Source organism: Corynebacterium sp. H78 (genome assembly GCF_037572275.1).
In the GTDB taxonomy this organism is placed as follows: Bacteria; Actinomycetota; Actinomycetes; order Mycobacteriales; family Mycobacteriaceae; genus Corynebacterium.
Window position 1 is genome coordinate 244,280 of the sequence record NZ_JBBHKX010000003.1, and the last position, 13,009, is coordinate 257,288.

Below are 13,009 nucleotides of genomic sequence, written 5' to 3' on the forward strand. Positions count from 1 at the left end.
AGAATATTTTTTGGGATTCCACAACGCGAGCGGGATCGTGTCGTAAGTTTGGGGATACGTAATTTGCATCACAATCGCACTCTGCATCCCTGGACTGCATTATTGAAGGAGACGGAAGAGCCTATGCGTGAATACACGACCGAAGCACAATTTGTGATCGGTGAAGATGAGACGGTTATCACTTCTCTCCGCGACCTTGTCACGAAGCGCCCGAAGCTGGTTCTGTTTAGCCGCCCGAAGAACTTTGAATGGGTCAACGTTCAGGTTCAGGAGTTCTGGGATGAAGCCTTTGCTGTGGCCAAGGGGCTGATCGCAAATGGCGTGCAGGCGGGTGACCGCGTTGTGTTGCTGTCGGAAACGCGCTATGAGTGGAATCTCCTGAACATCGGTATCTGGATGGCTGGTGCCACGATCGTTCCTGTGTACGGATCGTCCTCGAGTGATCAGATCCGCTGGATCGTTGAAGACTCTGGTGCGGTCTTTGCTATCACCGAAGCTCGTGAGCACACCGACAAGGTGAAGCTGTTTGTCGTCGACGAAAACGGCAAGTCCGCTGTGACGGAGACATCGTCGAAGCTGCGTCGCGTCGTCGAGATCAATGCGTCGGCCGTAGACACGTTGATGTACGAAGGTCGCGATATTCCTGACGACGAAGTCACTAAGCGCATCAACAACACAAAGGCCGATGATCTCGCATCTGTTATCTACACCTCAGGCACGACGGGACGCCCGAAAGGCTGCATGCTGCTGCACAGTAACTGGCTGGCAGAAGTACGCACCATCTTGACCAACCCAATTGGTTTGATCGCCCGCCCAGGCAACCGCGTGCTGACATTCCTGCCACTGGCGCACGTGCTGGCAAACGCCGTGTCGCTGGCTGCCATCGTTTCCGGTGCGACGCAGTCCCACTGGGCTGATACATCCACGGTGACGCTTGAATTCCAGCGTTCCCGCCCGCACCTAATTCTTGGCGTGCCGCGCGTTTTCGAGAAGGTCCGCGATTCGGCATATGCCACTGCCAAGGACAAGGGGCCAGTTGGACAGGCCATGTTCGAGCGGGCCGAAGCAACCGCAATTGAGTACTCGAAGGCATTGGACACCCCGCAGGGACCTTCGCGAATGCTGAAGGCTCGCTTGGCTCTGTATGACCGTCTGCTGTTCCGCAAGATCAAGGCAGCCATGGGTGATGCGGTATCAACGACCATTTCTGGTGGTTCCGCACTGTCGACCGACTTGGCGCACTTCTTCCGTGGCTTGGGTGTCAACGTCTATGAAGGCTACGGCCTGACCGAAACCGCAGCTGCTATCACGGTGAACAACCCTGAAGACCAGGTTATCGGCACCGTTGGTCGCCCGTGTGGTGGCTGCTCGGTGCGCATCGCCGGCGACGGCGAAATTATGCTCAAGGGCCCAGTTGTTTTCGCTGGCTACTGGAACAACGAAAAGGCCACTGCCGAGGCGCTGAAGGATGGCTGGTTCTACACCGGCGACATTGGTGAGCTGGATCCGACCGGACACCTTCGCGTGACCGGTCGCAAGAAGGAAATCATTGTCACCGCTGGTGGTAAGAACGTGTCCCCAACGCCACTGGAAGAGCGGATGCGTACGCACCCACTGATTTCCCAGGCGGTTGTGCTTGGCGACGGCCGTAAGTTCATTTCCGTTTTGGTCACGTTGGATGAAGAAGCGGCAAAGAAGTGGAAGATCGAGCACGGCTTGCCTGAAAACACCAGCATTCGCGAGCTGGCGACTAACGCTGTGCTGCGTGCCGAGATTCAGGATGCAGTGAACGCCGCAAACGAGCTTGTCTCGCACGCGGAGGCCATCAAGAAGTTCCATATTTTGCCACGCGATCTGACCGAAGAAGACGGTGAACTGACCCCGACGATGAAGATTAAGCGCAACGTCGTCATGGATCGTTTCGCACATGAGATTGAGCAGATGTACCAGCGGTAAGTAACCGTTTCAAAACGCGCGTTATCAAACCGTGTTGCTCCCTCATTAGCGCCCTCTACCCACCTAAGGTAGGGGGCGCATGTGTGTGGAAAGCCGATTTCAAGGAGGTTGCTGGTGGATCATTACGATGCCCGCCTCCGTCTGCGTGAAGTTACGCAAGAGTTGTTTGACATCGGTGATGAAGTCGCTGAGTACATCAACAATTTGAGTCAGGCCATCGCTGATGTTGATCGCGATTTGGTCGACGAATGCGTGCTGGAATTGGCTGACATTGTCGATGAAGCAGTGGAGGATGCCCGCCCGCTGGTGGGTGAGCTTGCAGGGCTTCGCCAGGCATTCACATCGGGTATCCGTCGTGGGGAGTTTTCGCCGTTCCACCTTCGACCAGCTGAGGCTGCTCCGGTTGCGATTGATGTCGAGCGCCTTAATGCCATCCCTACGCCGTTGCAGCACCCGGTGCCAGTGCCTGCTGTCACCGAAGCCATGGCGGCACGTTCAGATGCTGTGGCGACCTACCTCGATGAACTCGCTGATTGGCTATCCGCCGAAAACATTCGCGGTGTAGAAAACCTTGGCGCGGTGATGCTTCCACATCTGTACGCGCACTGTGGCCGTCGCGCGTTGAGCGCCGCAGCCTCGTGGTGTGTGACCGTTCCCGAAACGCATCCGGCAGTCGCCCGGACGTTGCGTGGCAGGAAGCCGCCAGCGTTCCTCATTGAACGTTCACGTATCGACGACGTCGTGCGTCGCATCAATCAGAAGCGCGCTGCTCGCCAGACTATGGAACACGCGTGAGCACAGTGACTGACGCTTTCGGCGTGTATGTGCACGTCCCGTTTTGCGCTACCCGTTGTGGCTATTGCGATTTCAATACCTACACGGCAGGCGAGCTTGGTTCCTCGACCTCAACTGGCTCGTACCTTGATGCGATCGCTCATGAGTTAGAGATGGCCGTCGCAAAGCAGTCCGAGCGTGGCGACGATATTCGTCCGGCCGACACCGTGTTCATAGGTGGTGGCACGCCATCACTTCTTGGTGCGTCGGGTTTGACGCGATTGTTGGACGCGGTCCGAAATACCTATGGCCTCGCCGATGGGGCCGAGGTGACGACTGAGTCGAATCCGGAGTCGACGTCGCCGGAGTTTTTTGCGGGTATTCGTGAAGCTGGTTTCACGCGGTTGAGTTTGGGAATGCAGTCGGTGGCTCCGCATGTGTTGGCGACATTGGATCGCACGCACACCCCGGGTCGTCCGGTCGAGGCTGCGCGGGAGGCGCGGGCTGCTGGGTTCGAGCACGTCAACCTAGACATTATTTACGGCACTCCGGGGGAGTCGATGTCTGATCTCGACGCGTCCCTCGATGCGGTGTTGTCCGCCGACGTTGATCATGTCTCTGCGTATTCGCTCATTGTGGAGCCGGGCACTGCGATGTTCCGCAAGGTTCGCAAGGGTGAGCTGCCAATGCCTGACGACGACGACCTCGCCGACCGCTACGAACGTATCGATCGGGCATTAAGCGGTGCAGGCTTCGGCTGGTACGAGGTATCGAATTGGTCGAAACCAGGTGGGCAGTGCCGACACAACATGCTCTATTGGCGTGACGGCGACTGGTGGGGAGCAGGTCCCGGGGCACATTCGCATCTCGGCGGCACGCGTTTTTATAACGTGAAGCACCCGGCGCGGTACGCAGCCACGATTTCCGGTGGTGAGCTGCCGATCGCAGATCGAGAAGATCTTTCTGCTGAGGATCGACATGTCGAGCACATCATGCTTGGGCTGCGTCTCCGCGAAGGCATTGCAGCCGAGGTGCTCACGGCGGACGAGACGCGTCGAGTCGATGCTCAGATAGCAGCGGGTATGCTGCAGCGTCGCGACAATCGGGTGATGCTCACAGAAGCTGGCCGGCTGCTGGCAGACGCAATCATTCTTGATGTGTTGAGCTAACGCACAGGCGTTGTCATCTGTGTGCGTCTCACCTGGCGCGTCTCCTCGCTAGTATGTAGGGAGTTCATGCACACGTGCCAGGTCGAGTGGGGAGGTCACCGCACTATGTCGAGTCAGACTGAACGTCGTCGTCAAGAAGTTTTGCGAGCAATCGTGGCCGATTTCGTGTCGTCGCAGGAGCCTGTCGGTTCGAAAGCACTTGTCGAGCGCCACAACCTCGGGGTGTCCTCCGCAACCATTCGTAATGACATGGCCGTGTTGGAGGCTGAGGGGTACATCACGCAGGAGCATGCCTCGTCGGGGCGCATTCCCACGGAAAAGGGCTACCGCCGGTTCGTGGATGCGATCTCTCAGGTCAAACCGTTGTCGGTCCCGGAACGTCGTGCCATCTTGGAGTTCCTTGAAGGTGGCGTCGACTTGGAGGACGTCTTACGACGCAGCGTGCAGCTGCTCAGCCAGCTCACGCGACAGGTAGCCGTGGTGCAGGTGCCGACGTTGCAGGTGTCTCGGGTGCGACACTGCGAGGTCGTGCAGTTGGCGGATGTGCGCCTATTGCTGGTTGTTATTACTGACACCGGTCGTGTGGAGCAGCGCAATGTCGAGTTGGCAACGCCTATGGATGCCGAGTTAGTTCCAGCATTGCGGGAGCAGCTCAACCGCGCGATGGATGGCAAGACGCTGAATGAAGCAGCAGTTGCCATGTCTGACTTGGCTGCGAACGCACCAGCCGAGATGCGTGATGTTGTGATTCGGTGCGCGACGGTACTCGTGGAATCGCTGATCGAGCGCCCGAATGACCGCTTGATCTTGGCAGGTGCATCGAATCTGACCCGTGGGCCAATGCGTGGAGCCTTGCCGTCGACGTTGCCACAGGTGTTGGAGGCGTTGGAAGAGCAGGTCGTCGTTTTGAAGCTGTTGTCGGCTGCGCAAGACCTGCACCGAGTCCAGGTATCCATCGGTGAGGAAAACGAAGATGAAGAGCTTCGTGGCACCTCGATTGTGTCGACTGGATATGGCACGGGCTCGGCGATTTTGGGTGGACTGGGTGTTGTTGGCCCGACGTATATGGACTATCCGGGAACAATCGCATCGGTCGCTGCTGTTGCACAGTACGTGGGTCGGGTTTTAGGAGATTGAAGCTAGCCCGTACAATGCTTGTTTGTTCATTTAGCTTGTACATTCATCTGTACTTTGTCCATATTCGTTTTATCGCATAGGTCCTAAGGGAGTATCTGACGGTGGCTCGTGATTACTACGGCATTCTCGGAGTAGAAAAAGATGCCTCGGACGCAGAAATTAAGAAGGCGTACCGAAAGCTCGCGCTGAAGTATCACCCGGACCGCAATCCGGACGATGAAACTGCTGCCGAAAAGTTCCGCGAAGCATCGGAAGCACATGAAGTGCTGTCTGATCCCGAAAAGCGACGCATCGTCGACCTGGGTGGCGACCCATTGGATCCAACTGGAGGTATGGCCGGTGGCGGGTTCGGTGGCTTTGGTGGCGGTGGACTCGGTGATGTCTTCGAAGCATTCTTTGGTGGCGCAGGCGGACAACGTCAGCGTCGTTCGCGCGTGCAGCCTGGTGCTGATGCACTGCTGCGCATCTCGCTCGGTTTGGATGAGTGCTTCACCGGTGTTCGTAAGCCCATCACCGTAGACACCGCTGTGTTGTGTGACGTCTGTGAAGGTACTGGATCGAAGACGAAGGCCAAGCCACAGCCATGTAAGACCTGTAACGGCACTGGTGAAATTCAGCAGGTGCAGCGTTCGTTCCTTGGCAATGTCATGACATCGCGCCCATGTTCAACCTGTGCGGGTACTGGCGAGATCATTCCAGATCCATGCTCGAACTGCAGTGGTGACGGACGTGTTCGTTCTCGTCGCGACCTCACGGTCAACATCCCGGCAGGTATTGGCGACGGCATGCGTATCCGCATGGCTGGTCAGGGTGAAGTTGGGCCAGGTGGTGGCCCAGCTGGTGACCTGTACGTCGAAGTTCATGCTGAACCGCATCCAGTCTTCCGTCGTGAAGGCGACGACTTGCACATGACTGTGCGCGTCCCCATGGTCGACGCTGCATTGGGCGCAGATTTCGAGGTCGAGGACCTTGTTGGCGAGACGTTCTCCATTGACGTGGAGCCAGGCACTCAGCCAGCGCAGAGCATTCGTGTGGAGGGCCGCGGTATGCCACGCCTGCGTGGTGAAGGTGCCGGCAACCTCATCGCTCATGTCGATGTGGAAGTACCAACTAAGCTCGACGGCAAGTCCCGGGAACTGCTGGAGAAGCTGCGCGACCACCGTGGCGAAGACACCCAGGTGGCAGATGAAACCTCTTCCAGAGGTTTCTTCTCTCGATTCCGTAACCGCCGATAGCACCGAGCACACCTGCGGATAACCATGACGCTGCCTGTCTTTCTCATCGACTTCACGGAGCTTCCTGAGGTCGGTGCCACAGTGACCATCGACGGCCCAGAGGCGAAGCACATTGGTGTGCGTCGCCTGGGCATCGGGGAGCTCATCGGGCTCACCAATGGTGCGGATGGGTATCTCGAAGCGGAGATCCGCAGTATCGCTGGCTCTGGCAACTCGATGACCGTGGCGTGCGACGTCGCAGTGTCCAGCATTGCGCAGCGCCCTGGGCCACACGTCACTGTGGTGCAAGCACTACCCAAATCTGATCGGGCGGAACTTGCTGTTGACCTCATGACAGAAGTCGGTGTCGACTGCATCATTCCGTGGTCGGCGCGAAACTGCGTCGCAAAGTGGGTAGGAAACAAACAGGAAAAGGCGCGCCAGAAGTGGGCACACTCAGCGCGTGAGGCGGCAAAGCAAGCGCGCCGGGCGTGGATCCCACCGGTATTGGAGCTGCACGATACTCACGGCGTCGTCAAGCGAGCACAGGAGTGTATTGCAGGCGGTGGCATGGTTGCAGTTCTGCACGAGTCCGCGTCAGCCCCGTTTGCAGAGTTCGCGGCGCAGGCGCGCGATTGCGACGAAGTGATGTTCATTGTCGGGCCAGAAGGTGGCGTGGATCCGACTGAGGTCGAGCAGTTCGCAGAGATCGGTGCTCACACACTGGTGTTGGGACCGACGGTACTGCGGACGGCGTTGGCGGGAGCGAGCGCGATTAGTGCGCTAGGACCGCTGACGAATCGTTGGCCGTAGTGGGCGAGAGGTAATGCGCGTGACGTATATAGCGCGCCGGGCCACATGTTTTAGGGCTAGGATTAACGGCTAATGAAAAGTATTGATTATCGCACGTCAGCAGTTATCGAATTGGATCCTGAGTTCGCCCCGATAGTTCTGGGCGAGGCGGATCGAAACTTGCGACTGCTCGGCGAGCTGCTGGGCGCAGATCTGCATGTTCGCGGCGCGACGGTCACGGTGAAGGGCCGTCCGAATGAAGTGGCGACTGCTGCGCAGGCTTTTAAAGAGCTTGAATCAATGGCAAGCCGAGGACATGAGCTGTCCGTAGAGTCCGTCCGCCGGGCGATTGGCATTGTTGATCGTGGCGGTAATGCGACCAGCACTCTGGCGGCGGAGATTGTGTCGCATCGAGGAAAGACAGTGCGCCCAAAGACCGAGGGCCAGAAGCGCTACGTCGATGCCATTGACCAGTTTTCAATTGTGTTCGGCATCGGCCCTGCGGGGACCGGCAAGACCTATTTGGCAATGGCCAAGGCAGTCCAGGCGCTACGAAACAAAAGCGTTGAGCGCATTATTCTGACTCGCCCTGCCGTCGAAGCTGGCGAGAATCTTGGCTTTCTGCCTGGCACATTGCACGAAAAGATCGACCCATACTTGCGCCCGCTTCACGACGCTCTGCGGGACATGGTGGAACCCGAAATGATTCCTAAACTCATGGAATCCGGTGTCATTGAGGTGGCACCGCTGGCGTACATGCGCGGTCGCACGTTGAACAACGCGTTCATCATTCTCGATGAGGCGCAAAATACGACACCAGCGCAGATGAAGATGTTCCTAACCCGACTCGGGTTTAGCTCCAAGATGGTCATTACCGGCGACGCAAGCCAGGTGGATTTGCCGCGAGGCGCCAAGTCCGGCCTGGCCGTTGCCCGTAAGGTTCTGCATGGAGTACCAGGTATTGCCTTCCCGGCACTCGGATCGACCGACGTGGTGCGAAACCCCCTAGTCACCTCGATCGTGGAGGCATATGACGACTTCGACGCATACGAAGCACAAAAATCGGAGGCACGGAAGTGACTATTGAGGTTTTTAACGAGTCCGGAGTTGGTGTTAACGAGGAATCGCTCATTGACGTTGCCAAGTACGCACTTGGTCGCATGGATGTACACCCAGCAGCTGAGCTGTCGCTGCACATCGTCGATGAAGCCACCATCGAGGATTTGCACGTCCGTTGGTTGGACCTGCCAGGTCCAACCGATGTCATGAGCTTCCCCATGGACGAGCTGACCCCCGGCTCTGGTCGCCCCGATGCAGCCACGCCTGGACCTGCCATGCTCGGAGATATCGTGCTGTGCCCAACGTTTGCTGCGAAGCAGGCGGAAAAGGCTGGCCACCCACTGAGCCATGAACTTGTATTGCTGACCGTCCACGGTGTGTTGCATCTGTTGGGCTATGACCACGTCACGGCTGAAGAAGAACACGAGATGTTCAAGATCCAAAACGGCCTGCTGGCCGATTGGTACGACGACATTGAAACCCGTGGCGTCGAGTTCCCAGCCAAGCCCATCACTCCCGCAGCTTTCCCTTCGGGAGCTGACGGCCGGTGAGCCCTTGGGTCATCGTTATTGTTGTAGTTCTCCTGGTTATTGCCAGTGTGCTTAGCACCGTTGAAACTGCTCTCTCGCAGATCTCTCGCGCCCGAGTCATGGAAATGCTTCGCGACGAAGTCGCCGGGGCAAAAGCCCTCCTGCGGGTGTTGGATAATCGTCCACGGCATGTGAACGTGCTTGTGCTGCTTCGGACGTTGTGCGAAGTGTCAGCTGCGATTCTCGTTGCGGTCGTAGCATCTGAATTCATCGAGTCCGATGTGAAGGCAATTTTCGCCGCCATTACGGTCATGAGCTTGTTTACCTACGTCGTGCTGGGTGTGACGTCGCGGACTTTGGGTAAGCGAAATCCGTACTCCATTTCTTTGGGGTCGGCGCTTCCGGTGGAGTTCGTCGCAAAGCTGTTTGGCCCGGTGGAAAAGCTGCTGATTGGTGTCGGCAACATTGTCACGCCGGGTGGCGGTTTCCAGGACGGGCCGTTCTCGGGAGAAGTTGAGCTGCGTGAGATGGTGGATATTGCGCAGGAACGCGGCATCGTGGAGTACGACGAGCGTCGCATGATTCAGTCGGTGTTTGATTTGGCATCGACGTCGGCACGCTCCGTGATGGTGCCACGCCCGGAGATGGTGTGGATCGAAGCGGATAAGCACTGTGGTCAGGCGGTGACGCTGTGCGTGCGGTCAGGACATTCGCGTATTCCGATTATTGGTGACAGTGTCGATGACATCATCGGTGTCGTGTACTTGAAGGATCTGGTGCAGCAGACCTATGACCGTACCGATGGCGGTCGAGGGGTGCCGGTGACTGCGGTGATGCGTAAGGCTGTGTTCGTTCCGGATTCGAAGCCACTTGATGATCTGCTCGATGAAATGCAGCGAGATCGCAACCACATCGCCATTCTTGTCGATGAATACGGTGGCGTCGCGGGTCTCATTTCCATTGAAGACATTTTGGAAGAGATCGTCGGCGAGATTGCCGACGAATATGACGATGCGGAACGCGCACCAGTTGAAGAACTCGGTGGCACGAAGTACCGCGTGGTTGCGCGGCTGGGGATCCATGAGTTGGCTGAGTTGTATCACGAAGCGCATGACATCGAACTGGAATTCTCACCGGAGATGGAAGAAGAAGTCGACACCGTTTCCGGTTTGCTTGCGTACGAATTAGGGCGAGTCCCGTTGCCGGGTGTGGAAGTTGAGGTCGCAGGCCTTAAACTCACGGCAGAAGGTTCTCGCGATCGTCGTGGTCGCATGCGTGTGCATGCGGTAATTGTGGAACCAGTGCAGTCTGGAAAGGACATTAATGGCGAATCTTGAGGACATGCTGGCGTCAGCCGGAATGGGCGGATCTGCTGACGACTACTCGGCACCAGAGGGTTTTCGTTCCGGTTTCGTGTCCATCGTTGGCCGCCCGAATACTGGCAAGTCAACGCTGACGAATGCGCTGGTGGGCGAGAAGATCGCCATCACCGCGGACCAGCCGGAAACGACTCGCCACGTTGTTCGTGGTGTCGTGCATCGTCCGGAATGCCAGATTGTTGTCGTCGATACGCCGGGTCTGCATAAGCCACGCAAGCTCATCGGTCAGCGTCTGAACGACATGGTGGCGGAGGCATATGCCGATGTCGATCTCATTGCGCTGGCCGTTCCTGCTGATGAAAAGATCGGCCCAGGTGACCGCTGGATTCTCGATTCCGTGAAAGAAGCGTGTCCGAATACGCCGCTGATGGGCATCGTGACGAAGGTCGATAAGGCTTCGCGCGACCAAGTGATGGAGCGTCTACTCGAATTGCATGCTTTGCTTGGCGACGTCGAGTTGGTGCCAGTTTCGGCTACGTCGGGGGAGAACCTGGAGACGTTGGCGAAGGTCATTGGTTCGCAGCTGCCTGAGGGTCCGAAATTGTACCCGGATGGGCACGTCACTGATGAGGATCAGCGCACCCGCATGGCCGAGCTGATTCGTGAGGCTGCTCTTGGTGGCCTACGTGACGAACTTCCGCACTCTGTGGCAGTCGAGATTGATGAAATTCTGCCAAGCGATCGTCCTAACTGCACCGATGTTCACGCAGTCATTTATGTGGAGCGTCCCGGCCAGAAGATGATTCTGCAAGGCCGCGATGGTCGTCGTTTGAAGTCGACTATCCAGAAAGCGCGTAAGGAACTCATCGAGCTGATGGGCACCAACGTCTTTCTGGACCTGCGCATCAAGGTGTTGAAGGATTGGCAGTCCGATCCGAAGCAGCTTGGACGCCTGGGCTTCTAGCCTCTGGCGTATGTGCGCCTGGGTAGGGGAGCTGCTTCGTGGCTGAACCATTTCGCGATCGCGCCATTGTGGTGCGCCGGCATGACCTCGGTGAAGCCGATCGGATTATCGTCCTCTTCACTCGGGAGCACGGCTTGGTGAGAGCCGTCGCAAAGGGTGTCCGACGAGCGAAGTCAAGATTCGGATCGCGACTATCGCCATTCGTGGAAATTGACGCGCTGATTTATCCGGGGCGGAACCTTGGCACGATCAACAGCGTCGACACGATTCGCACGTGGGCCGCTCCGCTTGTCGACGACTACGCCCGATACACCTGCGCCTGTGCAGTGTTGGAAGTCGCCGAGCGTTTAGTGCTGGAGCCGGACCCGCAATTGTGGGACATGACGGTTGGAGCGTTGGGCAACGTCACGACGTATACGCCAGGGCTTGCCCTGACATCTTATATTTTGCAGGCCATGCAACATACGGGCTGGGCGCCGAGCCTTTTTGAGTGCGCGAACTGTGGCAAGGCGGGACCTCATCATGCCTTTTCGCCGGCGTTGGGCGGGGCAGTGTGTACGAACTGCAGGCCACCTGGAACAGGCGTGGAGACTGAGGTGCTGCGACTAATGTGGCATCTAAGTAGGGGAGACCTGTCGGCTACTGATGCTCATGTGGGGTCACGGGCGCGGGCATTGGCGACGGCTCATCTTGAGTTTCATCTGGGGCGACGGATTACGGCGCTCAAACTTGTCGATGCGCAGTGGTAGGCGCGCGCTCGATGGTCAGTGGCAAGCGACATTTACCGGGTCGTCGTAAGGCACAATAGAAGGGTGACTACGTTGAATCCCCCAGTGCCAGAACAATTCGTGCCGAACCACATTGCCCTTGTCATGGATGGCAACGGCCGGTGGGCAGAAGAACGTGGCATGAAGCGCACCGAAGGCCACAAGCGTGGCGAAGCCGTGTTGATGGAATGTGTTGATGCCTGCCTCGAGATGGGCGTGAAGCACCTGTCGGCTTACGCTTTTTCCACCGAGAATTGGCGACGTTCCACGGATGAAGTGCGTTTCCTCATGGGATTCAACCGTGATGTGTTGCGTCGGCGTCGCGATGAATTGGATGGCAAGAACGTCCGGGTGCGCTGGGCTGGACGACGACCACGATTGTGGCGTTCCGTCATTAAAGAGCTTGAAATTGCCGAAGATCAGACCAATGACAATGACGCATTGACGTTGTACATGTGCGTCAACTACGGTGGTCGCGCTGAAATCGTTGACGCGGCGAAAGAAATTGCTCGGCAGGCAGCAGCTGGTCAGTTGAGCGAGTATGACTTAACGGAGTCGTCGTTTAGCCAGTTCCTGGACGAGCCAGATATGCCGGACGTGGACTTATTCCTGCGCCCGTCGGGGGAGCAGCGGACATCGAACTTCCTGATTTGGCAGTCGGCGTACGCGGAGATGGTGTTTCAGGACAAGCTATTCCCAGACTTTGGTCGAGAAGATTTGCGGGAAGCTGTTGTGGAATACGCGAAGCGCGACCGACGGTTCGGTCGCGCTTAGGACAACTCTGATGTAGTGCGCCTAATGCCCTGGTGCAGAGCACCTGATGCAGAGCACCAGATACGGAGCCACGTGTGTGTCGTGGACGTCGGTTTACTCCGCTGGCTGCGTGTCGGTGTCTGGGGCCTGGCAGTCCCCGCACAGACCAAAAACCTCAGCGGAATGACCGGTGAGCTGGAAACCATGTTCGGTAGCCAACTGGTCTGCCCATTGCTCAACCGGGCCACCACCGACTTCCACGGTTTCGCCGCAATCGGTACACACCAAATGGTGATGATGGCTATCGCTGCACAGACGGTACAGGGCTTCGGATCCATCGTGGTGCAACACGTCAACGGCCTTCATCTCGGCCAATGACTGCAAGGTGCGATAAACAGTGGTCAAACCAACTTTTTCGCCCTTATCGGTAAGGGTGCGGTGGATCTCAGCTGCAGAGCGGAAATTCTGGTCTTCGCTCATCACCGTGACAACGGCTTTTCGCTGGCGGGTGTTGCGTACGCCGATCTTCTTAGCGCCTTTCATACCTTGACCATACCCTCAAGTGCATAACACAG

Annotated in this window: 13 protein-coding genes; 12 read left to right on the plus strand and 1 reads right to left on the minus strand. The window is 57.5% G+C overall.

The features are described from left to right. The first annotated feature begins 123 nt into the window (after window positions 1-123). From WG934_RS07625 to WG934_RS07680, 12 genes are all read left to right on the plus strand, one after another. Window positions 124-1,956, plus strand: coding sequence for an AMP-dependent synthetase/ligase (locus WG934_RS07625; protein WP_339979489.1), 1,833 nt, complete (start codon window positions 124-126; stop codon window positions 1,954-1,956). Window positions 1,957-2,070: 114 nt separating this feature from the next. Beyond that, window positions 2,071-2,751 (plus strand): hypothetical protein, encoded by a 681-nt coding sequence (locus WG934_RS07630; RefSeq protein WP_339979491.1) that lies wholly within the window; start codon window positions 2,071-2,073, stop codon window positions 2,749-2,751. After that, window positions 2,748-3,899 (plus strand): radical SAM family heme chaperone HemW, encoded by a 1,152-nt coding sequence (gene hemW / locus WG934_RS07635; RefSeq protein WP_445228220.1) that lies wholly within the window; start codon window positions 2,748-2,750, stop codon window positions 3,897-3,899. Before WG934_RS07630 ends, hemW begins: the two co-directional genes overlap by 4 nt. Window positions 3,900-4,004: 105 nt before the next feature. Further along, the gene (gene hrcA, locus WG934_RS07640; RefSeq protein ID WP_339979496.1) at window positions 4,005-5,036 is read left to right on the plus strand and encodes a heat-inducible transcriptional repressor HrcA; all 1,032 of its coding nucleotides are present in this window, start codon (window positions 4,005-4,007) and stop codon (window positions 5,034-5,036) included. Between the two features lie 101 nt (window positions 5,037-5,137). After that, entirely contained in the window at window positions 5,138-6,271 is a 1,134-nt protein-coding gene (gene dnaJ, locus WG934_RS07645) for a molecular chaperone DnaJ (RefSeq protein ID WP_339979498.1), read from the plus strand. 24 nt (window positions 6,272-6,295) lie between these two features. Continuing rightward, window positions 6,296-7,063 carry a 16S rRNA (uracil(1498)-N(3))-methyltransferase gene (locus WG934_RS07650; protein ID WP_339979501.1) on the plus strand — a complete coding sequence of 256 codons (768 nt, stop codon included), beginning with the start codon at window positions 6,296-6,298 and terminating at the stop codon, window positions 7,061-7,063. Between the two features lie 72 nt (window positions 7,064-7,135). After that, window positions 7,136-8,122 carry a PhoH family protein gene (locus WG934_RS07655; protein WP_339989547.1) on the plus strand — a complete coding sequence of 329 codons (987 nt, stop codon included), beginning with the start codon at window positions 7,136-7,138 and terminating at the stop codon, window positions 8,120-8,122. After that, complete coding sequence (ybeY, locus tag WG934_RS07660) at window positions 8,119-8,652, plus strand: rRNA maturation RNase YbeY (protein ID WP_339979506.1); 534 nt, start codon at window positions 8,119-8,121, stop codon at window positions 8,650-8,652. The genes WG934_RS07655 and ybeY overlap by 4 nt, the downstream gene beginning before the upstream one ends. Beyond that, window positions 8,649-9,968 (plus strand): hemolysin family protein, encoded by a 1,320-nt coding sequence (locus WG934_RS07665; RefSeq protein WP_339989548.1) that lies wholly within the window; start codon window positions 8,649-8,651, stop codon window positions 9,966-9,968. The genes ybeY and WG934_RS07665 overlap by 4 nt, the downstream gene beginning before the upstream one ends. 22 nt (window positions 9,969-9,990) lie before the next feature. Further along, the gene (gene era, locus WG934_RS07670) at window positions 9,991-10,914 is read left to right on the plus strand and encodes a GTPase Era (RefSeq protein ID WP_339979648.1); all 924 of its coding nucleotides are present in this window, start codon (window positions 9,991-9,993) and stop codon (window positions 10,912-10,914) included. 38 nt (window positions 10,915-10,952) lie between these two features. Next, entirely contained in the window at window positions 10,953-11,663 is a 711-nt protein-coding gene (recO, locus tag WG934_RS07675; protein WP_339989550.1) for a DNA repair protein RecO, read from the plus strand. Between the two features lie 63 nt (window positions 11,664-11,726). Further along, window positions 11,727-12,455 (plus strand): isoprenyl transferase, encoded by a 729-nt coding sequence (locus tag WG934_RS07680; RefSeq protein ID WP_339979513.1) that lies wholly within the window; start codon window positions 11,727-11,729, stop codon window positions 12,453-12,455. Between the two features lie 93 nt (window positions 12,456-12,548). Here WG934_RS07680 and WG934_RS07685 read toward each other — a convergent pair whose 3' ends face one another. Continuing rightward, window positions 12,549-12,977, minus strand: coding sequence for a Fur family transcriptional regulator (locus WG934_RS07685; protein ID WP_339989552.1), 429 nt, complete (start codon window positions 12,975-12,977; stop codon window positions 12,549-12,551). Between the last annotated feature and the right edge of the window lie 32 nt (window positions 12,978-13,009).

What these genes read in the sequence shown, in the direction of transcription:
- WG934_RS07625 (WP_339979489.1), top strand. Translation starts at nt 124, where the DNA reads ATGCGTGAATACACGACCGAAGCACAATTTGTGATCGGTGAAGATGAG.
- hrcA (WP_339979496.1), top strand. Translation starts at nt 4,005, where the DNA reads ATGTCGAGTCAGACTGAACGTCGTCGTCAAGAAGTTTTGCGAGCAATC.
- WG934_RS07650 (WP_339979501.1), top strand. Translation starts at nt 6,296, where the DNA reads ATGACGCTGCCTGTCTTTCTCATCGACTTCACGGAGCTTCCTGAGGTC.
- WG934_RS07655 (WP_339989547.1), top strand. Translation starts at nt 7,136, where the DNA reads ATGAAAAGTATTGATTATCGCACGTCAGCAGTTATCGAATTGGATCCT.
- era (WP_339979648.1), top strand. Translation starts at nt 9,991, where the DNA reads ATGGGCGGATCTGCTGACGACTACTCGGCACCAGAGGGTTTTCGTTCC.
- WG934_RS07685 (WP_339989552.1), bottom strand. Translation starts at nt 12,977, where the DNA reads ATGAAAGGCGCTAAGAAGATCGGCGTACGCAACACCCGCCAGCGAAAA.